24 protein-coding genes are annotated in these 20,704 nt (G+C 56.1%); 9 read left to right on the top strand and 15 right to left on the bottom strand.

The window, feature by feature from the left end:
* Nucleotides 1-5: 5 nt before the first annotated feature.
* Entirely contained in the window at nucleotides 6-935 is a 930-nt protein-coding gene (gene melR / locus MUU51_RS05735; RefSeq protein WP_258967319.1) for a transcriptional regulator MelR, read from the top strand.
* A gap of 205 nt (nucleotides 936-1,140) precedes the next feature.
* On the top strand, nucleotides 1,141-1,389 hold the full coding sequence (locus tag MUU51_RS05740) for a DUF883 family protein (RefSeq protein ID WP_159759996.1): 249 nt from the start codon (nucleotides 1,141-1,143) through the stop codon (nucleotides 1,387-1,389).
* Between the two features lie 115 nt (nucleotides 1,390-1,504).
* On the opposite strand, the gene flgL is transcribed toward MUU51_RS05740, so the two are convergent.
* The 11 genes from flgL to flgB all read right to left on the bottom strand — a co-directional run bounded on the left by flgL (nucleotide 1,505) and on the right by flgB (nucleotide 11,408).
* On the bottom strand, nucleotides 1,505-2,455 hold the full coding sequence (flgL, locus tag MUU51_RS05745; protein WP_258967320.1) for a flagellar hook-associated protein FlgL: 951 nt from the start codon (nucleotides 2,453-2,455) through the stop codon (nucleotides 1,505-1,507).
* A 13-nt stretch (nucleotides 2,456-2,468) separates the two neighbouring features.
* Nucleotides 2,469-4,127, bottom strand: a complete 1,659-nt coding sequence (flgK, locus tag MUU51_RS05750) for a flagellar hook-associated protein FlgK (protein WP_258967321.1) — start codon at nucleotides 4,125-4,127, stop codon at nucleotides 2,469-2,471.
* Between the two features lie 74 nt (nucleotides 4,128-4,201).
* Entirely contained in the window at nucleotides 4,202-5,155 is a 954-nt protein-coding gene (gene flgJ, locus MUU51_RS05755) for a flagellar assembly peptidoglycan hydrolase FlgJ (RefSeq protein ID WP_159775167.1), read from the bottom strand.
* Nucleotides 5,155-6,252, bottom strand: coding sequence for a flagellar basal body P-ring protein FlgI (locus MUU51_RS05760; RefSeq protein WP_159775165.1), 1,098 nt, complete (start codon nucleotides 6,250-6,252; stop codon nucleotides 5,155-5,157). The genes flgJ and MUU51_RS05760 overlap by 1 nt, the downstream gene beginning before the upstream one ends.
* 11 nt (nucleotides 6,253-6,263) lie before the next feature.
* Complete coding sequence (flgH, locus tag MUU51_RS05765) at nucleotides 6,264-6,962, bottom strand: flagellar basal body L-ring protein FlgH (RefSeq protein WP_159761384.1); 699 nt, start codon at nucleotides 6,960-6,962, stop codon at nucleotides 6,264-6,266.
* 56 nt (nucleotides 6,963-7,018) lie between these two features.
* Nucleotides 7,019-7,801, bottom strand: coding sequence for a flagellar basal-body rod protein FlgG (gene flgG / locus MUU51_RS05770; RefSeq protein ID WP_110509787.1), 783 nt, complete (start codon nucleotides 7,799-7,801; stop codon nucleotides 7,019-7,021).
* Nucleotides 7,802-7,813: 12 nt separating this feature from the next.
* Entirely contained in the window at nucleotides 7,814-8,572 is a 759-nt protein-coding gene (locus MUU51_RS05775; protein ID WP_159775163.1) for a flagellar basal body rod protein FlgF, read from the bottom strand.
* Nucleotides 8,573-8,592: 20 nt separating this feature from the next.
* Nucleotides 8,593-9,855: a flagellar hook protein FlgE gene (flgE, locus tag MUU51_RS05780; protein ID WP_159775161.1), complete on the bottom strand. Its 1,263-nt coding sequence runs from the start codon at nucleotides 9,853-9,855 to the stop codon at nucleotides 8,593-8,595.
* Nucleotides 9,856-9,882: 27 nt separating this feature from the next.
* Nucleotides 9,883-10,575, bottom strand: coding sequence for a flagellar hook assembly protein FlgD (gene flgD, locus MUU51_RS05785; RefSeq protein ID WP_159775159.1), 693 nt, complete (start codon nucleotides 10,573-10,575; stop codon nucleotides 9,883-9,885).
* An 11-nt stretch (nucleotides 10,576-10,586) separates the two neighbouring features.
* Nucleotides 10,587-10,991 carry a flagellar basal body rod protein FlgC gene (flgC, locus tag MUU51_RS05790; RefSeq protein WP_110509791.1) on the bottom strand — a complete coding sequence of 135 codons (405 nt, stop codon included), beginning with the start codon at nucleotides 10,989-10,991 and terminating at the stop codon, nucleotides 10,587-10,589.
* A 3-nt stretch (nucleotides 10,992-10,994) separates the two neighbouring features.
* The gene (flgB, locus tag MUU51_RS05795; RefSeq protein WP_159775157.1) at nucleotides 10,995-11,408 is read right to left on the bottom strand and encodes a flagellar basal body rod protein FlgB; all 414 of its coding nucleotides are present in this window, start codon (nucleotides 11,406-11,408) and stop codon (nucleotides 10,995-10,997) included.
* A gap of 160 nt (nucleotides 11,409-11,568) precedes the next feature.
* On the opposite strand from flgB, the gene flgA reads away from it, so the two are divergent.
* The 3 genes from flgA (at nucleotide 11,569) to flgN (ending at nucleotide 13,045) form a co-directional block, all read left to right on the top strand.
* A complete protein-coding gene (flgA, locus tag MUU51_RS05800) occupies nucleotides 11,569-12,228 on the top strand; it encodes a flagellar basal body P-ring formation chaperone FlgA (protein ID WP_258967322.1) in 660 nt (219 codons plus the stop codon).
* Between the two features lie 93 nt (nucleotides 12,229-12,321).
* Nucleotides 12,322-12,618, top strand: a complete 297-nt coding sequence (gene flgM, locus MUU51_RS05805; protein ID WP_159775153.1) for a flagellar biosynthesis anti-sigma factor FlgM — start codon at nucleotides 12,322-12,324, stop codon at nucleotides 12,616-12,618.
* A gap of 4 nt (nucleotides 12,619-12,622) precedes the next feature.
* Nucleotides 12,623-13,045: a flagella biosynthesis chaperone FlgN gene (flgN, locus tag MUU51_RS05810; RefSeq protein ID WP_159775151.1), complete on the top strand. Its 423-nt coding sequence runs from the start codon at nucleotides 12,623-12,625 to the stop codon at nucleotides 13,043-13,045.
* Between the two features lie 88 nt (nucleotides 13,046-13,133).
* Here the strand turns inward: flgN and murJ are convergent, their stop codons facing one another.
* From murJ to rimJ, 4 genes are all read right to left on the bottom strand, one after another.
* On the bottom strand, nucleotides 13,134-14,669 hold the full coding sequence (murJ, locus tag MUU51_RS05815; RefSeq protein WP_159775149.1) for a murein biosynthesis integral membrane protein MurJ: 1,536 nt from the start codon (nucleotides 14,667-14,669) through the stop codon (nucleotides 13,134-13,136).
* Between the two features lie 116 nt (nucleotides 14,670-14,785).
* The gene (locus MUU51_RS05820; RefSeq protein WP_159775147.1) at nucleotides 14,786-15,712 is read right to left on the bottom strand and encodes a Gfo/Idh/MocA family protein; all 927 of its coding nucleotides are present in this window, start codon (nucleotides 15,710-15,712) and stop codon (nucleotides 14,786-14,788) included.
* A gap of 2 nt (nucleotides 15,713-15,714) precedes the next feature.
* Nucleotides 15,715-16,362: a YceH family protein gene (locus MUU51_RS05825; protein WP_159775145.1), complete on the bottom strand. Its 648-nt coding sequence runs from the start codon at nucleotides 16,360-16,362 to the stop codon at nucleotides 15,715-15,717.
* A gap of 9 nt (nucleotides 16,363-16,371) precedes the next feature.
* Nucleotides 16,372-16,956 carry a ribosomal protein S5-alanine N-acetyltransferase gene (rimJ, locus tag MUU51_RS05830; protein ID WP_159775143.1) on the bottom strand — a complete coding sequence of 195 codons (585 nt, stop codon included), beginning with the start codon at nucleotides 16,954-16,956 and terminating at the stop codon, nucleotides 16,372-16,374.
* Nucleotides 16,957-17,179: 223 nt separating this feature from the next.
* Here rimJ and mdtH point away from each other — a divergent pair, with 223 nt between their 5' ends.
* The 4 genes from mdtH to dinI all read left to right on the top strand — a co-directional run bounded on the left by mdtH (nucleotide 17,180) and on the right by dinI (nucleotide 20,562).
* Nucleotides 17,180-18,391, top strand: coding sequence for a multidrug efflux MFS transporter MdtH (gene mdtH / locus MUU51_RS05835; RefSeq protein ID WP_258967323.1), 1,212 nt, complete (start codon nucleotides 17,180-17,182; stop codon nucleotides 18,389-18,391).
* Between the two features lie 106 nt (nucleotides 18,392-18,497).
* Nucleotides 18,498-19,058, top strand: coding sequence for a lipoprotein (locus MUU51_RS05840; protein WP_125353743.1), 561 nt, complete (start codon nucleotides 18,498-18,500; stop codon nucleotides 19,056-19,058).
* 135 nt (nucleotides 19,059-19,193) lie between these two features.
* Nucleotides 19,194-20,240, top strand: coding sequence for a dihydroorotase (gene pyrC / locus MUU51_RS05845; RefSeq protein WP_159775141.1), 1,047 nt, complete (start codon nucleotides 19,194-19,196; stop codon nucleotides 20,238-20,240).
* A 76-nt stretch (nucleotides 20,241-20,316) separates the two neighbouring features.
* Nucleotides 20,317-20,562, top strand: coding sequence for a DNA damage-inducible protein I (gene dinI / locus MUU51_RS05850; RefSeq protein WP_159761359.1), 246 nt, complete (start codon nucleotides 20,317-20,319; stop codon nucleotides 20,560-20,562).
* Nucleotides 20,563-20,704: the final 142 nt, after the last annotated feature.

The raw sequence follows: 20,704 nt of genomic DNA on the forward strand, positions 1-20,704 counted from the left end.
AGAGAATGATGCCTATCATCCCAGACCATCTGCCACCCGACCCGCATATGTGCAGCAGCACCGACAGCAAAACGCGCAGCCCGTTGTCGCTCTACTCCGAATATCAACGTATGGATATTGAGTTGCGTCGGCCACGCCCCATGGAGTCCTGCCACTGGCATGGGCAGGTTGAGGTTAATGTGCCGTTTGATGGCGACGTAGAATATGTAATTAATAATGAAAAGGTACAGATTAAACAAGGGCATATCACGATTTTTTGGGCCTGTACCCCACATCAACTGACGCGCCCAGGTGACTGCCTGAATATGGCGATATTTAATCTGCCAATGCACCTTTTTCTTTCATGGCCGCTGGACCGGCAGCTTGTCAACCACATCACCCACGGGACAGTGCTTAAGTCGCTCACCGCGCAGCAACTCAGCCCCTTCGAAGTCCGGCGTTGGCAACAAGAGATCAACAGCCCTAACGAGCAAATCCGCCAGTTAGCCATTGATGAAATTTGCCTGATGCTCAAGCGTTTTAGCCTGTCCGGCTGGCAACCGATTCTGGTGAATAAAACCGCAAGCACTCGCCGCAGTAGCAACAATGTGTCGCGCCATGCACAGTTTTATGTCAGCCAGATGCTGGAATTTATTGGGGCGAATTACGACCAGGCACTGACCATCGAAAAGGTGGCAGAACATGCCAAACTTAACCCTAATTATGCGATGGGTATATTTCAGCGCGTGATGCAACTCACCATGAAGCAATACATCACGGCAATGCGGGTAAACCAGGTGCGGGCACTGTTAAGTGATACCGACAAGTCGATTCTTGATATCGCGCTGACCGCAGGTTTCCACTCCAGCAGCAGTTTCTATAGCACCTTTAACAAATATGTCGGCATGTCACCACAAAACTATCGCAAGCTCCGCCAGCTAAGCTGCGACAGTTAATCAGAAGACAATATCTGGCATTCAAACACTTCTATCCCGTTGTAATGGGTGAAAGCCAGACGAACTGCCGCGGCAACGTGCTGTGCCCGAACGGTGACGGGTGCTGAGTGCAGCAAAGACGCCTTTTTAGGTTTACTCCTGGAAAAATAGGGTGCCGCTTCTCAGCGCTATACTTAATAGTTCAATGACATTTCAGGAGCTCAGTATGTTTGACAAAACCGAAGATAAACTGAACGAAGCGGCAGGTACGGCACGTGAATTATATGGCAAACACACCAACAGCCCCGACAATGAACTCAAAGGTGCTGCGCGCAAATATGCTTCGCAGGCCAGTTACGCTGTGCGGGACGCTACCGATAACGTACGTGACCAGGTGTCGACTAACCCGATTGCCGGACTTGCGGTAGCCGCCGCCGTCGGTGTGGTATTCGGCTTTTTGCTGGGCCGTAAATAAACAACGGGCTGTTAAAAGCCCCGGTCCGCAAAACAAAAAAAAGCCCGCACCGGGGTGAGTGGTGCGGGCACAGAGAACATGGCCAGTTTCAAGACATGTTCTAAACCGTTAAATCTTATTTATTCAACTGGAACAAGGACATGCCTTGCATATCGGTGAACGCTTTATACGACGCCGTCAGGGCCGCCTGCTGCATGGTGTAGTTGGAAATCGTCGAGTTCCAGTCCACGTTTACCAGGTCGCTCATCTGCTGAGTCTGGCTCAGCGTACGGTCATCGCCCAGCGCGTCCAGTTTGTCCAGTTCATTGAGCTGAGTGCCCACTTCTGCACGCACGCTAAGGACGTTGTTCAGGGCGTTACGCAGACCCCGGTTGGCGACGTCGATAGTAGCCTGGGCCGTGGCTTGCGCCGCATCGTCATCCGCGACCGGTATTTTCAACGCAGCAATCGCATCATCCAGAACCTTGAACAGGTTCGGGCCAGGAACACTGCCGTCGGGGTTTTTCACCGCATTCGAGGTCACCGATTCAAAAATCTTGTCGCCGGTGTGGCCGATGACCATCGTACGGGACGAGTCCACCTGCTGTTCGACGTTGGTTTTACCACCGATGTACTTCCCTGTGTCATCGAACGGCGCGGTATCCGTCTTATAACCGGCAAACATGTAGCGCCCGTTACCGTCCTGGCTGTTGGCGAGGTTCATCAACTGGTCGCGGATACCCTGTAAATCGGTAGCCAGCGAGGCGCGGTCATCGTCACTCAGCGTGCCGTTCCCGGCATAAACGATTTTTTCCTGCGCCGCCTGAATCGATGACGTCACCGACGACAGCGTGTTTTCTTCCTGTGAAATACGCTGAGTGGCGAAGCTACGCGCGGACGCATACTGGCTGGTCTGGGACTGCGCCTGAGACAGCACAACCGCCTGTGACGCGGCAATCGGGTCATCCGACGGACGGTTAACGCGCAGGCCGGTGGACATCTGTTCGCCATATTTCAGCCAGGAAGACTGGGAGTTGGTAATGCCGCCCATCGTCTGCTGATACATCATTAAGGTACTAATACGCATCGGTCAGGGCTCCTTAGCGAATATTGATCAGCGCGTCGAAAAGCGTGCTGGCGGTCTGCATTACCTGGGCGTTAGCCAGATAGTACTGTTGATACAGTTGCAGGTTGCCGTACTCTTCATCGAGGTTTACGCCGGAAATAGATTGCTGCTGCTTGGTCAGTTGGGTCACAACGTTACCCTGCGTCGTGCTGCTGGTTTCGAGCGTCGAGGTTTTGTTCCCCACGTCACTGACCAGAGAGGCGTAAGCGTCGTTGACGGTTTTATTGCCGCCGACCAGTTTGCTATTTTGCAAGTCCAGCAGCGCCTGCCCGTTGCGGTTATCGCTCTCACCGGTCTCGTCATCATTGACACCCATCGCTATCTGGCTGGCATCGGTCAGTGCCATGCTCATGTTAACGATGGCATTGGCGACTGGTTTAACGGTAAAACTGTCATTAGCCTGAACGGTGCCACTGCTTATCTTCACACTTAAACCGTCGAATTGCAGGCTGCCATCGCTTCCGGTCGTGGTGGTTACGTTGGTGTTGTCTGACAAGCGGGTGACATTCCACTTTGTGCCGTCGTAGCTCACCTTATAGTCGCTGGCCTGCACCTGTGTGCTGTCGGTCATGGTCACACCGAGGCTCGCAGACCCGGTGTTTTTGGTATTACTCAACGCCGTTGGGTCGCCAATATTGAAGAATTTTTCGCCATCATGGGTGTTGCCCTGGGCATCGGTATAGATGCCTTTCGCATTTTGCTGGTTGAACGCATCGGCAAACGCTAGTGCCATCTGGTTCAGGCTGTTACGCGTCTGGTCCAGATCCTGAGAACGGAACGTCAGCAGGCCACCGAGTGAAGCGCTGGTCAGCAATTTTTCCGGGATTTCAACATTACCCGCCACGTTATCCACGTAAGCGACGGTGGTCCGCGAAGGATCGGCGCTGCTTGGCACTGCGGCCAGCTGACGGGCGTTGCTGCCCTGCACCAGGTTGTAACCGTTGGCCATGGTGATGTTGTACGTGCCACCGTCCTGCACGTTCACTTCCACGCCCACCAGCTGGTTCAGTTGGCTGACGAGCTGATCGCGCTGGTCGAGTAGGTCATTCGGTGAAGCTCCCGCGCCGACGCCGGTCAGTTTGGAAATTTTATCGTTCAGCGTCGCAATCTGCTGCGAGTAGTTATTGATCTGCGAAACGGTTGATGCAATCGCGCCGTTGACCTGTTTATCCTGGTCACGCAGATACTGATCGGTAGTCTTAAACTGATTGACCAGTCCCTGGGCTTTGCCTAACACCGCCTGACGCGCCGCCGGATCTTCGGCGTTGCTCACCAGGGTTTGCAGGCTGGTGAAGAAATCCTGCAGTGTGGCGGAAATCGAGTTCGTGGTATCGGACATCAAATCGTCGATTTTCGACATCTGCTGGTAGCGTGTGGTCAGGCCACTGCTCTGGTTTTGCGCCGCATTCAGCTGATTGGTGATAAAAGCGTTGTACTCGCGCTGTACGCCCGAGACCGTGACTCCATTGCCCACCCAACCGCCCGCGCCCAGCGTGCTGTTCGCCGCAGAGAGGACCGTCGTCTGGCGGGTATAGCCGGACACGTTATAACTGGCAATGTTATTACTGACGGTGTTCAGTGCCGCCTGAGCCGCACCGAGCCCACTCATTGCGCTATTCATTAAACTGGACATGGAGGTTCCTTTATTCTTTTAGACACGAGTCCTGACCTGAATTATCGGCACCGATCAGCTGAACTTGAGGCGTTTCAGAACAGATTTTCGATATCGTTGCCGTAAGCCTTGCCCACCTTTTCGCTCATCGATTTCAGCTGTTGGATCATCCCGGTCAGCTTGCGAGCATAGTTCGGGTCAGTGGCATAACCGGCCTTCTGTAGTGCCTGTGCGCCCTGCTCCGGCGTCGAAGCTGAGGTCACGGCGGCATAGCGCGGGTTACGCGTCAACAGGCCAACGTAGTCGGACAACGCTTCAAGATACGAGGCATAGACGCGGAAACGGGCTTTCACCTTCTTCATCTCACCGTTTTCATATTCGCTGGTGGTGATTTCCGTAACTTTGCCTTTCCAGTCAGCAGAGGCCTTCACGCCGAACAGGTTAAAGCTCGGCTCACCGTTTTCACGGCGGATCTGCCGCTGGCCCCAGCCTGATTCCAGCGCCGCCTGGGCGAGGATCAGGTGATGCGGAATGCCGCTCTGCTCACTGGCAAGCTTCGCCGGAAGGGAAAGCTGGGCCAGGAAGTCGTGGCTGTCGCCGGGCACATCGGCGGCATCAGAGGCACTTGGCGTTTTCGGCAAGGCCTTGTGTACCATCTGCGTCAGCGCCGAATTCTGATAGCGGGTGACGGTTTCGAGATCAAACTTGAGCGGCACCTGGGCAGGCAACTCTTTCGGCCCGTCCTGATTCGCGGTCATCTGTTTGACCATCTCATCTGCCAGCCCTAACCCTTTGCCCGCCGTCATTTGCTGGGCAATCTGCTGATCGTACATACTGGTGTAAAGACGCGACTGGTCGCTGCTGAATAAACCGTCTTTGGGCAGCGCGTCACGCATACTTTTCAGCATCATCTGCACAAACATACCTTCGACCTGCCGGGCCACAGGCTTTACGTTCGCCTGTGGGTCTTTCCCGGCACTGATTTTCAGCTCATTCAGCGATTGCGCGTCCCAGGCCGCGCTGCTCATCAGTTTGCTGTCGCCGAGCATCAGATAATTTCCACTTTGGCACGCAGGCAGCCTGCGGTTTGCATCGACTGAAGAATCGACATCAGCTCCAGCGGCGAGGCCCCCAGCGTGTTCAGCGCGCGAACGACGTTGTTCAGGTTGGCGCTGGAGCGAATGCTCTGCATCGCCCCCCCGCTCTGACGCAGATCGATTTGCGTCTGCGGCGTCACCACCGTCGAACCACCTGCAAACGCCGTATCCGGCTGGCTGACCTGCGCGGAACGGTTCACCGTCACCGACAGATTGCCCTGTGCCACAGCACAGTTGTCGAGGGTCACTTCGCGATTCATCACCACCGAACCGGTACGGGAGTTGATGATCACTTTCGCATCCTGCGGCGTGACGTTCACGTCGAGGTTTTGAATATCTGCCAGCATCCGCACCTGATTGCTGCCGCCGCTGGAAGCCTGAATCTGTACGGTACGCGCATCCAGTGCCGTCGCATTACCGAAGCCGCCGCGACGGTTGATGGTGTCAGCAATCTGCTGCGCCATGCCGAAATCGTCTTCATTCAGCTGCAGGTTAATGGTGTTACCCGCGCCGAACTGGCTCGGCAATTCACGCTCGATGGTTGCACCGTTGGTGATACGCCCGCCGTTAAGCTGATTCACCTGCACGCTGCTGCCCCCCGCCGAGGCACCCGCCCCGCCGACCAGAATATTACCCTGAGCTAAGGCATAAACCTGGCTGTCGACACCTTTTAACGGCGTCATCAGCAGCGTACCGCCGCGCAGACTTTTGGCGTTACCCATCGACGACACGACGACGTCAATGTTCTGCCCCTGACGACCAAAGGCCGGCAGCTGTGCGGTGACCATCACCGCCGCCACGTTTTTCAGCTGCATGTTGGTGCCCGCCGGGACGGTTATCCCGAGCTGCGACAACATGTTGTTCAGGGTTTGGGTGGTAAATGGCGTCTGCGTGGTCTGGTCACCCGTCCCGTCCAGACCGACAACCAGCCCGTAGCCAATTAATGAGTTTTGCCGCACGCCCTGTACGCTGGTGAGGTCGCGAATGCGATCGGCCTGGGCGAAACCTGCCAGCAGGACCAGAGCAATGCCAACCAGAGTTTTAAACATAATTCACCTCGTTACATCGGCGATAAGTTAAGGAAGAAGCGCTGCAGCCAGCCCATGTTCTGCGCTTCATTGATGTAGCCGTTACCGACGTACTCAATACGGGCGTCAGCCACCTGGGTCGACGGCACGGTGTTGCTGCCGCTGATGGTGCGCGGGTTCACGACGCCAGAGAAACGAATGAATTCGGTGCCCTGGTTAATGGCGATTTGTTTCTCGCCCACCACGTGCAGGTTGCCGTTGGCGAGCACCTGATCGACGGTGACCGTCAGCGTTCCGCTGAAGGTGTTGCTGGCGTTGGCGCCGCCTTTACCGTTAAAGGAGTTGCCGCCAGAGGCGTCCACATCGGCGCGCGCATTGCCAAACAGGCCCTGCAGATAACGCGGCACGGTGTCGAAGCCGAAATTGGTTTTGCCATCGCGGCTGGCATTCGCCGACGAGCTCTTGGATGCGCTGACGTTTTCTTGCAGCTGGATGGTCAGCGTGTCGCCAATATTGCGCGGGCGTCGGTCTTCGAACAGCGGCTGATAGCCGTAGTTAATCGGCTGCGCGCTCTGGAAAATCGAGCCATTGACCACCGGCACCGGGCCAGGAACAGGCTGTGCGGTTGTCGCCCCTTCCACCAGCGGTTTGGAGGGAATCAATGCGCATCCGGACTGTGTCAGGGCCAGGACCACGAAAAGCGGATAACGAAACGCTGAGGTTTTTTGCATTGCTTTTTATCTTCTGAATCAAAAATCCGGTGCAGGAAATCTGCACCGGTGACGTCTTACAGCTGGGTGAGTTTTTGCAGCATCTGGTCGGTGGTCGACACCGCTTTGCTGTTGATCTCATACGCGCGCTGCACCTGAATCATGTTGACCAGCTCTTCCGCCACGTTGACGTTGGAGGTTTCGACATAACCCTGATACAGCAGGCCCGCACCGTTCAGGCCCGGCGTGCTGTCGTTCGGCGCGCCAGACGCCTGGGTTTCGGTGTAGAGGTTTTCACCCATACTTTCCAGACCTGCATCGTTCATGAAGGTGGTCAGATTCAGCTGGCCAACCTGCACCGGGTTGGTTTGCCCTTGCTGGGTCACGCTCACCACGCCGTCACGCCCTATGGTAATGCTCAGGGTGTTGGCCGGGATGGTGATCGCCGGCTGCACCGGGAAACCGCCCGCAGTCACCAGCTGGCCGTTCTGGTCAACCTGGAACGAACCGTCACGGGTGTACGCCGACGTGCCGTCCGGCAGCAGCACCTGGAAGAAGCCTTCACCTTTGATGGCAACGTCTTTGCTGTTGTCGGTCTGAGACAGGTTGCCCTGAGTGTGAATACGTTCGGTCGCTACCGGACGAACACCGGTACCGATTTGCAGGCCAGAAGGCAGCGTGGTCTGCTCGGACGATTGCGCCCCCGGCTGACGGACGGTCTGGTAAAGCAGGTCTTCAAAGACCGCACGCTGACGCTTGAAACCGTTGGTGCTGACGTTCGCCAGGTTGTTGGCGATAACGTCCATGTTGGTTTGCTGGGCGTCGAGGCCGGTTTTGGCAATCCATAATGAACTGATCATAGGTATCCTTTATTAGCTCATCGATAACAGCTGATTGGCTTTAGAGGCGTTGTCATCGACGCTGCTAATCACCTTCATCTGCATTTCAAAACGTCGGGAGCTGGCAATCATGTCAGCCATCGCCGCCACCGGTTTGACGTTACTGCCTTCCAGCACGCCGGATTGCAGAGTGATTGTCGGGTCAGATTGCAGGACCGGCCCGCGGGTGGCCTGGGCGGCCGCCGTTAAGCGGAACATGCCGTCGTCACCACGAATGACTTCGGTATTGGCGGCTTTCACCAGCTTCAGCTTGCCGACGGGCGAAATGGTGTTCGCCGGGTCGCCCGGGTTCAGCGCCGAAATGGTGCCGTCGGTTGCGATGGTGACCTGCGAGCCTTCCGGCACCATCACCGGACCGCCGCCGTCGCCAATCACCGGATTGCCCTGAATGGTCAACTGACCGCCAGGTGTCACCTGAATGTTACCGTTGCGGGTGTAGCCTTCCGTACCGTCCGCGCCCTGCACCGCTAGCCAGCCATCCTGCTGTAACGCCACGTCCAGTGGACGGGCGGTGTAGTCAAGCTGACCAGGCGTCATGTCGGCACCTGGCGTGGAGCCGGTCACCAGGGTTCGGGTCTGATACGTTTCGCCATTGACTGGCACGGCGCGCAGTGCGGTCAGTTGTGCGCGAAAGCCCGGCGTGGAGGTGTTGGCGAGGTTGCTCGCGGTAACACCCTGCATTTCCATCGTCTGGCTGGCCGCGCCCATCGCGGTATATATTGCGTGATCCATGAAGCCGTCCCGTCAGGCGCTTAGCGCAGGTTAACCAGGGTATTGAGGATCTGATCCTGGGTTTTGATGGTCTGCGCGTTCGACTGATAGTTACGCTGCGCGACAATCATGTTCACCAGTTCTTTACTCAGATCGACATTGGATGCTTCCAGCGCGCCGTTAGTCAGGGTGCCGAAATTGCCGGTGCCTGCGGTGCCAAGCAACGCCACGCCGGAAGACTGCGTCGCTGACCAGACGTTATCGCCTTCAGATTGCAGACCTTCGTTGTTGGCGAAGTTCGCCAGCGTGATTTGGCCCAGCAGCTGGTTTTGCTCGTTGGAATAGTTCCCGACCACGGTACCGTCGTCGTTAATCTGATAGCTCACCAGGTTGCCCGGCTTGTAGCCGTTCTGGTTGGTAGCGACGATATCGTTTGAGCCGGTGTTCTGCTGCATGGAGTTCTGGAAACTCAGCTGGAAGGTGCTGTCAGCGGAGCCGTTCAGGGAAGCCAGGTTGAGGGTAATCTCCGGTTGTGCGCCCGGAACCAATGGCTGCAACTCACCAGCCGCGTTGTATTTCGCAACGCCTTCCAGCGTCCCATTATCATTGAATTGCATCTGCGCCTGCGGCTTCTGCCCCCCAGCCGCAGCGGCCACGCTCGAATCCTGGGTATACACATCCCAGGTGTTAGCGTCGGTTTTGACGTAATAGATGTTCATGTCGTGGGAGTTACCCAGACTGTCGAACACCGTCACGGTGCCTTTCTTGTTATAGGTATCCGCGTTGGTGGCATCGAACGGCGTTTTCGTCGGTACCGCATCGGTGGAGTTCAGGTTGATTTGCATTGCCGCCGTAGAGGTCGCTTTCGCCGCCATCAGGGTGTTCGGAATGCTTAAGCCAACCGGGTTCGCGCCCTGCTGGATGGTCGGCGGCGTGCCGGTCGCCGGATAGCCGGTCAACTGCAGACCCTGCATGTTCACCAGATTACGGTTTTCGTCCAATTTGAACTGACCGTTACGGCTGTAATACACGGAGCCGTTGGCGTCGGTCATACGGAAGAAGCCGCTCTGGCTGATAGCCACGTCGAGCGCACGACCCGTACTGGTGGTGGTGCCGTCGTTAAAGTCCTGGGTGATACCCGCGACTTTTACGCCAAGGCCGACTTTAGAACCGGCAAACATATCGGCGAACGAGGCGGTACCGGCTTTAAAGCCGTAGGTCGCGGAGTTGGCGATGTTGTTGCCAATCACGTCGAGGTTGGTGGACGCGGCGTTCAGGCCGCTGACCGCTTGAGAGAAGGCCATGTCTTAACTCCTGATAAGGTTGAAGGCTTAAATAATCTGACGAACTTCGTCGAGCGTGGTGGTGCCATACGTTCCGAGATCCAGCAGATTACCGCTGCTTCCCTTCGTCACCCCTTGCACCAGTGCGAACTGGAGCGGTTGAGCCACCAGCTGCGTGCCGTTGGTGCTGGCGGCAATCGAGACGTTATATGCGCCGTCCGGGACAGTAGAGCCATCAGCGGCGGTACCGTCCCAGGTAAAGCTGTGAACGCCTGCGGTGAGGCTGCCGAGATCCATGGTGCGGATCACTTTGCCGCTGGCGTCGGTGACGGTCGCGGTGGCTTTGTCGGCGGCCTGGGTCAGCTCAACGCCAAACGGTGTAGTGCTGGCATTGCCGTCGGTATCCGAGCCTGCAAGCACCACGGAGCCAGGGATCATCACCCCGTGACCAATCAGCGAGGTGGCCTGTAAAGACTGGCTGTTATCAATCTGTCCGGAAATAGACCCGAGCGTGGTGTTGAGCTTCTCAATCCCGCTGACGGTGCTGATCTGCGCCAGCTGAGAAGTCAGCTGACTGTTGTCCATTGGATTGGTCGGGTCCTGGTTTTTCAGCTGAGCCACCAGCAGCGTCAGGAAGCTGCTTTGCAGGTCCGACGCATTACTGGTCGTCAGACTGCCACTGGTCGCTGTGGTGGTTGCGCCCGTGCTGGTCGGGTCATTCACATTCACGGCAATAGACATCGTTATCTCCGTTACTGACCGAGGGTCAGCGTTTTGAGCATCATGCTCTTGACGGTGTTGAGTACTTCAACGTTGGCCTGGTAGCTGCGGGAAGCGGACATGGTGTTGACCATTTCCTCGACCACATCGACGTTCGGCATCTTCACGTATCCTTTAGCATCCGCCAGCGGATTGCCCGGCTGGTATACCAGCTTGAACGGGTCCTGACTCTCCACCACATCGGCCACTTTTACGCCGCCGGTCGCTGCCCCTGTTGGCGCATCAACCTGGAACACCACCTGTTTGGCGCGGTACGGTTGACCGTCCGGGCCGGTGACGCTGTCGGCGTTGGCGAGGTTACTGGCGGCGACGTTCAGGCGCTTGGACTGCGCCGTCAGCGCCGAACCGGCAACGTCAAAAATATTCAGTAGAGCCATGAATTAGTTCCCCTGTAGCACGGTCATCATGCTGCGGATTTGCCCACCCAACACGGTCAAGCCGGTCTGGTATTGCAGGCTGTTATCGGCGAATTGCGTGCGCTCCCGGTCCATATCGACGGTGTTGCCGTCCATTGATGGCTGGTCAGGTACCCGATACATCAGGTCTACAGAAGGGGCGGACATCGCCTGGGCTGGAATATGGCGTTCGGAGGTCAGCGTGAGTGACACGCTGCTGGTTTCCGCGCGCCCGCTTTCCATCACTTTTTTCAGTTCTGACGCAAAATCGACATCGCGCGCCTGATACCCCGGGGTATCGGCGTTAGCAATGTTTGAGGCCAGGATTTCCTGACGCTGGGCGCGCAGGTTCAACGCTTCCTGTTGAAAACGTAGCGCGGCGTCGAGTTTATCGAGCATGTCTCCTCCGCTGATGGCAATAGTTCATTCAGCGTTCAGATTAATCCCAATTTTTGGCCGCCATCGTCGGAATAAAAGCAAAATGCATCGCTATTTGTTGCGTTGATGCTCTTCGTTAACAGGTAAAATTCGGCTATTCCCTGACAAACCGGAGATAGCAATGCGAAACCTGAAGAGCACCCTCACGCTGACGTTTGCACTCCTGAGCCCGGCGGCCATGGCGCAGGATCTCACCCAGCAGCTGACGGATTTTTTCAGCCACCGCCTTGCAGGCTTCAGTGATTCGGTGGTGGTTAACGTGCGCAGCCCTGACACGCAGCTACCGCAGTGTGAACAGCCTGCGTTAACCGTGATGGGCAATACCCGTCTGTGGGGAAATCAGACCGTCGTAGCGCAGTGCGAAGCGGAAAAAAAATACATTCAGGTGATGGTTGAAGCGACAGGGAATTATGTGGTGGCTGCGCAGTCTGTGCCACGCGGTGCGGTCCTACAACCCGGCAGCGTAGCGCTGAAACGTGGACGTCTCGACCAGTTGCCGCCACGCACCATGCTTGATATAAACCAGGCGCAGGATGCGGTGACTATGCGTGACCTGGCACCCGGACAGGCCATTCAGCTGTCGATGTTACGCCAGTCCTGGCGCGTAAAAGCCGGGCAAAAAGTCCAGGTCATTGCCAGTGGCGATGGCTTTAGCGTCAATGGCGAAGGCCAGGCGTTAAACAATGCCGCCGTCGCCCAAAATGCTCGCGTTAGAATGCCGTCAGGCCAGGTGGTGAGCGGTCAGGTGGATTCGGATGGGAATATTCTGATTAATCTATAATGCATATAAAGATTCTGCAGAGCCTGCCGATAAATAATAAACAAGTGATGATGGCAGGCAGTAACGCCACGAAACCTCGATGAGGACAGGACAATGAGTATTGATCGTACATCGCCCCTGAAGCCCGTTAACGCCGTCCAGTCGCGTGAGCCGAATGAAGCCCAGGCGCAGAAAGCCCGTCTGGACAAATCGTCGACCGCGAACAGCACTAACGTGACGCTAAGCGAAGCGCAATCAAGCCTGATGCAACCGCGCAACAGCGATATCAATATGGAACGCGTCGAGGCCATGAAAACCGCTATCCGTAACGGTGAGCTGAAAATGGATACCGGCAAAATTGCCGATTCGTTGATTTCGGATACCCAGAGCTGGCTGCAGCAGAGTAAATAACAGAATGAGTCGTCTGTCAGAAATACTGGATCATATGACAGTCATCCTGAACTCGCTGAAAGAGGTGATGGATGCCGAGCAGCAACAGCTCTCTGCGGGCAGCGTAAACAGCAGCGCCCTGCAGCGTATTACCGAAGAGAAAAGCTCGTTGCTGGCAACGCTGGATTACCTGGAAAAACAGCGCCGCCTGGAGCAGGAAGCGCAGCGCTGTGCCAATGATGACGTCGCGGAACGCTGGCAGACCATTACCGAAAAGACCCAGCATTTGCGCGACCTTAATCAGCACAACGGCTGGCTGCTGGAAGGCCAGATTGAGCGTAACCAGCAGGCGTTGCAGGTGCTAAAACCGCATCAGGAACCGACGCTGTACGGCAAAGATGGTCAAACCTCGTCTACCCCACGCGGTGGCAAGAAGTTCTCCGTTTAAACTTCCCGTCTTAAACAGCAGGTGGCATTGCCGTGAATCCCGGCCAATGCCCTGCGCTTTGTTGTCACTCTTCCCACTGATTTCCCGTTTACGTCGTACGGCGCGCAAACTCTTTCACTCTGAAACCCAGCACCAGCAGCGTGGCGAAGTACGCCGCGATACCCGCCACGACCACAACCATCAGACGCATAATGCGGAACGGCATGGTGCCCTGGGACCACTCTGGCATGATATACATCATCCCCAGCAGCGCGGCAGCCATCACCACGACGGCGACAATCAGACGGCTCAGGAAACGGCCCCAGCCCGGTTCAGGGGTGAAGATTTTTTGCTTACGCAGCTGCCAGTACAGCAGGCTGGCATTCAGGCACGCCGCCAGACCAATCGACAACGAAAGACCGGCGTGTTTCAGCGGGCCGATAAACGCCAGGTTCATCAGCTGCGTCATGATGAGGGTGACGATCGCAATCTTGACCGGCGTTTTGATGTTCTGACGGGAATAGAAGCCTGGTGCCAGTACTTTCAGCACAATCAGCCCCACCAGCCCCACAGAATACGCCACCAGCGCGCGCTGGGTCATTGCCGCATCAAAGGCGGTGAATTTACCGTACTGGAACAGCGCCACGGTGAGCGGTTTGGCCAGAATGCCCAGCGCTACCGCACTCGGGACCGCCAGCAGGAAACAGAGGCGCAGGCCCCAATCCATCAGGCGGTTGTATTCCTGGTGGTTGCCGCTGGCAAAACTTTTGGAGAGCGACGGCAGCAGGATCGTGCCGAGCGCCACGCCCAGCACGCCGGACGGGAACTCCATCAGACGGTCAGCGTAGTACATCCACGATACCGATCCTGAAGCCAGGAACGAGGCGAAAATGGTATTGATGATCAGTGAAATCTGGCTGACGGAAACCCCGAGGATCGCCGGCCCCATTTGCTTCACCACCCGCATCGAGCCGGTATCTTTCAGGTTAATGCGCGGCAGCACTAACATGCCGATTTTTTTCAGGTGCGGCAGCTGATAGAACAACTGCAGTACGCCACCAACGGTGACCGCCCATGCCAGCGCCAGCACAGGTGGATTGAAATACGGTGCGGCAAACAGCGCAAAACCGATCATGCTGACGTTCAGTAACGTCGGCGCAAAGGCCGGAACCGAGAAGCGGTTCCAGGTATTCAGAATAGCCCCCACCAGCGATGCCAGCGAGATAAGCAGAATATACGGGAAGGTAATACGCAGCAGCTGGCTGGTTAAGGCGAACTTATCCGGCGTATTGGCAAAACCGGGCGCGGTCAGGGTGATAACCCACGGGGCGGCGAGCATCCCGACGACGGTCACCACCGCCAGCGCGAGAGTTAATAACCCGGAGACATACGAGACGAAAACGCGGGTTGCATCTTCTCCCTGCTTACTTTTGTATTCCGCCAGAATCGGCACAAACGCCTGTGAAAACGCGCCTTCTGCAAAAATGCGGCGCAGCAGGTTTGGCAGTTTGAACGCCACAAAAAAGGCATCCGTCGCGACTCCCGCCCCAAAAACCCTTGCCACTATGGCATCGCGCGCAAAGCCCAGCACGCGAGAAAACATGGTCATTGAGCTGACGGCCGCCAGCGATTTTAATAGGTTCATTAACGTGTTATTCCACAACCCCGGATCAAAAACGCCTGTAAGCGAAACAGGCGTTGGAAAGTGGCGATAGTCTACCTGGATTAGCGGTAATTACTACTGGCAGTTGTTACAGCCTCTTACTCACTTATTGCTTCCTGCCACAGCTTTTCGACGATGCACTGGGCGGCAATTGCCTGCTCACCGGCGGTTTGCGGAACCGTCTGATTTTGCACGCATTCGATAAAGTGACGCGCGCAGCCCGCAAAACCACGCTGTTCGAGGGTGGTTTGCCAGCCGGATGCCGGACGTACAATCACGCCAGCGCCCCGCTCTTCCCGCCAGTCGCGCATATCGGTAATGTCGATAAGCCCGCCGTCGGTCACCGCCTGGACCCACTCACGCTGGCTGCCCGCGCGGCGATGCATACTGGTGGTAATTTGCATCTGCGGCAGGCTGAAATGGTGCTCGGCGTACAGCATTTCGCCCTGGTCGGTGGTTTGCAGTAAACCGCCGCTCAGCTGCGGATTTCCGCCTGCCAGCCATAACGCGGTATCCACCACGTGCAGATAATCATCCAGCAGGGTGAATCGCAGATCGTTTGGCCCGACGCTGTTGCTCCGGTGTTTGTCCATCCGCAGCGATGCGCCATCGGCCAGATTGGTTTTCAACTCCTGATACAACGGCGCAAATCGTCGGTTGAAGCCGACCATCAGCGTGAGCTTTTTCTTCTCGGCCAGTTCAATCAGGCGCATCGCATCGCTAAGTTTTTCCGCCAGCGGTTTATCAACGCAGACGTGAACGCCGGCGTTCAGTAGTTCGCTGACCACCGTATAATGCGTGGCGGTTGAGCTATGCACGAACACCGCATCGCACTGGGACGCCAGATGCGCCAGCGAATCCGCCAGCGGAATGCGGTAGGTTTCACACACGCGCTGCGCTTTTTCACGCCCCGGCGACCAGGCCGCCTGCAGCGTCCAGTCTGTTGCGGCGCTCAGCACCGGCAGCCACGCTTTTTGCGCGATGCCACCGAGGCCCACCACGCCAATTCGAAGTTTCGCGGTCACGCTTAATCTCCCAGATGTGCCAGTAAGGAATCGAGGCGCTGCTTAAGTTCTTCAACTTCGTTCTCCAGCGCGTCGACGCGCGCCACCAGGCTGTGTGTCTCCGGCGTTTCAGCCTCTACGCTGACAGCGGCGTTTTCAACATCACCGCTAAACAGATGCATAAACCGCTGTTCGCGCTTGCCCGGTTCGCGCGGTAAACGCGCTACAAACGGCCCGTCTTCACGATTGCTCAGATTTTCCAGCGCGTTTTCGACTTCGGCCATGTCCGCAAATTCATGCATCCGCTGGCCGCGACTGCGCAGTTCGCCCGGCGTCTGCGCGCCGCGCAGCAGCAGCGTGGTCACCAGCGCCACTTCCGCGGTACTGAGCTTCAAATCGCCAAATTCGGAATTGCAGAATCGCTGTTCGTATTTGGTCACCCGGTTGCCAAACCCGCTGACGGTGCGCAGATAATGGCGTTTCACCAGCTGATCGAGTAAGTCCTGCACCTCGTTTTCGCTGAGCGTCATCACCGGCTCGCGGTTACTTTTCTGATTACAGGCCAGGGTGACGGCGTTGACCGACAACGGATACTGCTCCGGCGTGGTGACCTGCTTTTCCAGCAGGCAGCCAATCACACGCGCTTCAAGCGCCGTTAATTGATACTTCATGATTTCTCCTTATCGACCCGCCGTCCACTCGCGTGTGGTGAGCGCCGTCAGAACGTGGTCCCGCCACTGTCCGTCAATCAGCAGATAGTCTTTGGCGAATCCTTCTTTTTCAAATCCGAGTTTGGCCAAAAGCGCGCCGCTGCGCTGATTGTGCGGCATATAGTTGGCCATAATGCGGTGTATATGCTGGGTGCGCTGCATGTAGCGAATGGCGGAGGTCAGCGCTTCGTACATCAACCCCTGCCCCTGCCATTTTTCACCGATGGAATACCCCAGATAACAGGCATGAAACGAGCCACGTACCACGTTTGAGAAGTTGGCCACGCCGACAATTTCTTTTTCTTCCGGGTCAAGCAACACAAAGTAAAACGCGGATCCCTGTTTGTGAAACTCGCTGATCATCGACAAGCGCGCCTGCCAGCCAGAGGGATAGCAATGACTGTCATCCCGGACCGGTTCCCAGGGTTTCAGGAACGTTTTATTTTCCGCGTAATAATCGGCGAGCCGCCAGGCGTCGCGGTCATGGACCAGACGCACCACCAGACGGTCTGTTGTTAAGCGCACTTTCGGCACGTTACTGCGATAGCCAAACATCTTCCCCCACTCCTTCAAACCGCCATTACCTTCACTATACCTGCCTGTCGCCACCTTGTGAAAACAGCGACATACGTTTTTCTGAGGCACTTCCGCTTTTCGATAAATAAACTCTATCAAAATAGTCTTTTGATAAAAAAATATTGTTGCCCGCAGCCCCTAAAAATCAGCCTTCAAACGGTAGAATGGTAGCCTCTCACCGTTTCATTCCCCTGGAGGGGAAATGTCATCGCGCATCTCACAGGCTCGCAGCCTGGGAAAATATTTCCTGCTTGTCGATAACATGCTGGTTGTTCTCGGCTTTTTTGTCGTTTTCCCATTAATTTCCATTCGCTTTGTCGACCAGATGGGCTGGGCAGCGCTGATGGTCGGCATTGCCCTTGGGCTGCGTCAGCTCGTTCAGCAAGGTTTAGGTATTTTTGGCGGCGCGATAGCCGACCGCTTCGGCGCTAAACCGATGATCGTCACCGGTATGCTGATGCGTGCCGCTGGATTCATCACCATGGCCATCGCGCATGAACCATGGATGCTGTGGCTCTCCTGCATCCTTTCCGGCCTCGGCGGCACGTTGTTCGACCCACCGCGAGCGGCGCTGGTGGTCAAACTGGTGCGTCCGCATCAACGCGGGCGCTTTTTCTCGCTGCTGATGATGCAGGACAGTGCCGGGGCGGTAATTGGCGCGCTGCTTGGCAGCTGGCTGCTGCAATACGATTTCCGTCTGGTATGCAGCGTCGGTGCGGTGCTGTTCATCCTCTGTGCCGCGTTTAACGCCTGGTACCTTCCGGCCTGGAAACTGTCGACGGTGAAAACGCCAGTGCGGGAAGGTCTGTCGCGGGTGCTAAGTGACAAGCGGTTTGTCACATATGTTCTGACGCTGACCGGCTATTACATGTTGGCGGTACAGGTGATGCTGATGCTGCCGATCATGGTCAACGATATCGCCGGTTCCCCTGCGGCGGTGAAATGGATGTATGCCATTGAAGCCGCGCTGTCGCTGACGCTGCTCTACCCGATTGCGCGCTGGAGCGAAAAGCGTTTCCGCCTCGAACACCGTCTGATGGCCGGATTGCTTATTATGACCCTGGCGATGTTGCCGATTGGCCTTTCCGCCAATTTACAGCAGCTGTTCACCCTGATTTGCGTGTTTTATATCGGCTCCATTATTGCCGAACCGGCTCGCGAAACCCTGAGCGCCCAGCTGGCCAATCCGCGCGCACGTGGCAGCTATATGGGCTTCAGCCGTCTCGGGCTCGCGTTCGGCGGCGCGCTCGGTTATGCGGGTGGCGGCTGGCTGTTCGATGCGGGCAAAGCGCTCCACCAGCCGGAGCTGCCTTGGGTGATGTTCGGTGCGATTGGCTTCATGACTTTTCTGGCGCTGTGGTGGCAGTTCAGTACTAAACGCGCGACAACCGGGATGGTCGAACCCGGTGCCTGATGTTAATTGTAGTAACAATTCAGCGGATTCTGCTGGCACGCATTAGGCTGACAGGGCATGCTGCTTTGTGTCAGGATGAGTCAAAAGCAACATGTTAAGGAAACCCATGAAAAAGTTGTTGATGGTCGCCGCACTGACTGTGAGCGTCCTGCTGGTAGGCTGTAACCAGCTCACGCAGTACACCGTGAGTGAGCAAGAAATTAATCAGGCACTGCAAAAGCGAAACAATTTCTCGAAAGATATTGGCCTGCCGGGTGTGGCTGATGCACACATTGTGCTGACTAACCTTTCCAGCGCCATTGGCCGCGAAGAACCGAATAAAATCACGCTGACCGGCGTCGCGAACCTCGATATGAGCTCGCTGTTTGGTAATCAGAAAGCAACGATTAACCTGAAGCTGAAAGCGCTGCCGGTCTTTAATAAAGAAAAAGGCGCTATCTTCCTGCAGGAAATGGAAGTGGTCGATGCAAAAGTGGAGCCTGAGAAGATGCAGTCGGTGGTGCAAACCATGATGCCGTACCTGAACCAGTCACTGCGGAGCTACTTCAACAAGCAGCCGGCCTACGTTCTGCGTGAAGACGCAAGCGAAGGCGAGGCGCTGGCGAAGAAATACGCCAAAGGCATTGAAGTGAAACCGGGCGAGATTGTCATTCCACTGACTGACTAATCGAATCGGGGACTGATCTCGAAACGGGCGCAAATCGCGCCCGTTTTTTTTACGGAAAGGAGTGCAAAGGAAAACGTTTACGTTTAATCTTAGTGCCCGGCAAAAATAGCCCTTCTCAACAAGCCGGAGCCTTCCATGACAGCACAATCCCAGCTACTGAAAATCCGCCGTCCCGACGACTGGCATATCCATCTGCGCGATGGTGATATGCTGAAAACCGTCGTGCCTTACACCAGTGAAGTGTATGGCCGGGCGATTGTGATGCCAAACCTGGTGCCACCGGTGACCACCGTTGATGCCGCCATCAGCTACCGCCAACGCATTCTTGATGCCGTTCCTGCGGGCCATGACTTTACCCCGCTGATGACCTGCTATTTGACCGACACTCTGGATCCAAACGAGCTGGAACGCGGATTCCACGAAGGCGTATTTACCGCCGCCAAACTGTATCCAGCTAACGCGACCACCAACTCCAGCCACGGCGTCACCAGCATTGATGCGATCATGCCGGTGCTTGAGCGCATGCAAAAACTCGGCATGCCGCTGCTGGTCCACGGCGAAGTTACCCACGCTGAGATAGACATTTTTGACCGTGAAGCACGTTTTATCGAAACGGTGATGGAGCCGATGCGCCAGCGTCTGCCGGGCCTGAAAGTGGTGTTTGAACATATCACCACCAAAGATGCCGCTGAATACGTGCGCGACGGCAACGAACTGCTGGCCGCCACCATTACCCCGCAGCATCTGATGTTTAACCGCAACCACATGCTGGTTGGCGGCGTGCGCCCTCACCTGTACTGCCTGCCTATCCTCAAACGCAACATTCACCAGCAGGCGCTGCGTGAACTGGTTGCCAGCGGCTTTGAGCGCGCCTTCCTCGGTACCGACTCTGCCCCGCATGCGCGTCATCGCAAAGAAGCCAGCTGCGGCTGTGCGGGCTGCTTCAACGCCCCAACGGCGCTCGGCAGCTATGCCACGGTGTTCGAAGAAATGAATGCCTTACAACACTTCGAGGGCTTCTGCTCACTGAATGGCCCGCGTTTCTATGGCCTGCCGGTGAATGAGAGCTTCATCGAACTGGAGCGCAAAGAGAGCCAGGTTGTCGACAGTATCGCCCTGACCGACGACACGCTGATCCCGTTCCTTGCCGGTGAAACCGTGAACTGGAGCGTTAAACGCTAAAAAAATGATTGCCTCCTGTTGTAAGTTTCGCAAACTAACTGTATAAATATCCAGTATATTCAACAGGGGGCACATTATGCGTATTGAAGTGACTATCGCCAGAACCACTGTCCTGCCCGCAGGCGCTATTGATGCGCTCACCAGCGAGCTTTCCCGCCGTATTCTCGATCAATTCCCCGACCAGAACGGACAAGTCAGCGTGCGCTATGCCGCGGGCAATAATCTTTCCGTTCTCGGTGGCGCTAAAGAAGACAAAGACCGCATCAGCGAAATTCTCCAGGAAACCTGGGAAAGCGCGGATGACTGGTTTAACCCTGCCTGATTCGATTAAAAAAACGCTCCATCATTATGTAATTTTTGCCGGGTCGCCCCGGCTTTTTTAATTTCATTTTGTGCTTTTTTTAACCTTTTTCTTATTGCATCACTTTTCTTTTAGAAAATAACGAACTAATTGCCGCTTTATT

It is taken from the genome of Scandinavium manionii (assembly GCF_024764775.1).
In the GTDB taxonomy this organism is placed as follows: Bacteria; Pseudomonadota; Gammaproteobacteria; order Enterobacterales; family Enterobacteriaceae; genus Scandinavium; species Scandinavium manionii.

Excerpts from the sequence above, each read along its gene's own strand:
- flgK (WP_258967321.1), bottom strand. The coding sequence starts at position 4,127 with ATGTCCAGTTTAATGAATAGCGCAATGAGTGGGCTCGGTGCGGCTCAG.
- MUU51_RS05775 (WP_159775163.1), bottom strand. The coding sequence starts at position 8,572 with ATGGATCACGCAATATATACCGCGATGGGCGCGGCCAGCCAGACGATG.
- flgM (WP_159775153.1), top strand. The coding sequence starts at position 12,322 with ATGAGTATTGATCGTACATCGCCCCTGAAGCCCGTTAACGCCGTCCAG.
- dinI (WP_159761359.1), top strand. The coding sequence starts at position 20,317 with ATGCGTATTGAAGTGACTATCGCCAGAACCACTGTCCTGCCCGCAGGC.
- MUU51_RS05760 (WP_159775165.1), bottom strand. The coding sequence starts at position 6,252 with ATGTTTAAAACTCTGGTTGGCATTGCTCTGGTCCTGCTGGCAGGTTTC.
- flgJ (WP_159775167.1), bottom strand. The coding sequence starts at position 5,155 with ATGCTCGGCGACAGCAAACTGATGAGCAGCGCGGCCTGGGACGCGCAA.
- flgB (WP_159775157.1), bottom strand. The coding sequence starts at position 11,408 with ATGCTCGATAAACTCGACGCCGCGCTACGTTTTCAACAGGAAGCGTTG.
- flgD (WP_159775159.1), bottom strand. The coding sequence starts at position 10,575 with ATGTCTATTGCCGTGAATGTGAATGACCCGACCAGCACGGGCGCAACC.
- rimJ (WP_159775143.1), bottom strand. The coding sequence starts at position 16,956 with ATGTTTGGCTATCGCAGTAACGTGCCGAAAGTGCGCTTAACAACAGAC.
- mdtH (WP_258967323.1), top strand. The coding sequence starts at position 17,180 with ATGTCATCGCGCATCTCACAGGCTCGCAGCCTGGGAAAATATTTCCTG.
- flgC (WP_110509791.1), bottom strand. The coding sequence starts at position 10,991 with ATGGCTCTACTGAATATTTTTGACGTTGCCGGTTCGGCGCTGACGGCG.
- MUU51_RS05740 (WP_159759996.1), top strand. The coding sequence starts at position 1,141 with ATGTTTGACAAAACCGAAGATAAACTGAACGAAGCGGCAGGTACGGCA.
- flgE (WP_159775161.1), bottom strand. The coding sequence starts at position 9,855 with ATGGCCTTCTCTCAAGCGGTCAGCGGCCTGAACGCCGCGTCCACCAAC.
- MUU51_RS05825 (WP_159775145.1), bottom strand. The coding sequence starts at position 16,362 with ATGAAGTATCAATTAACGGCGCTTGAAGCGCGTGTGATTGGCTGCCTG.
- pyrC (WP_159775141.1), top strand. The coding sequence starts at position 19,194 with ATGACAGCACAATCCCAGCTACTGAAAATCCGCCGTCCCGACGACTGG.
- flgH (WP_159761384.1), bottom strand. The coding sequence starts at position 6,962 with ATGCAAAAAACCTCAGCGTTTCGTTATCCGCTTTTCGTGGTCCTGGCC.
- flgG (WP_110509787.1), bottom strand. The coding sequence starts at position 7,801 with ATGATCAGTTCATTATGGATTGCCAAAACCGGCCTCGACGCCCAGCAA.
- MUU51_RS05840 (WP_125353743.1), top strand. The coding sequence starts at position 18,498 with ATGAAAAAGTTGTTGATGGTCGCCGCACTGACTGTGAGCGTCCTGCTG.
- flgN (WP_159775151.1), top strand. The coding sequence starts at position 12,623 with ATGAGTCGTCTGTCAGAAATACTGGATCATATGACAGTCATCCTGAAC.
- melR (WP_258967319.1), top strand. The coding sequence starts at position 6 with ATGATGCCTATCATCCCAGACCATCTGCCACCCGACCCGCATATGTGC.
- murJ (WP_159775149.1), bottom strand. The coding sequence starts at position 14,669 with ATGAACCTATTAAAATCGCTGGCGGCCGTCAGCTCAATGACCATGTTT.
- flgA (WP_258967322.1), top strand. The coding sequence starts at position 11,569 with ATGCGAAACCTGAAGAGCACCCTCACGCTGACGTTTGCACTCCTGAGC.
- flgL (WP_258967320.1), bottom strand. The coding sequence starts at position 2,455 with ATGCGTATTAGTACCTTAATGATGTATCAGCAGACGATGGGCGGCATT.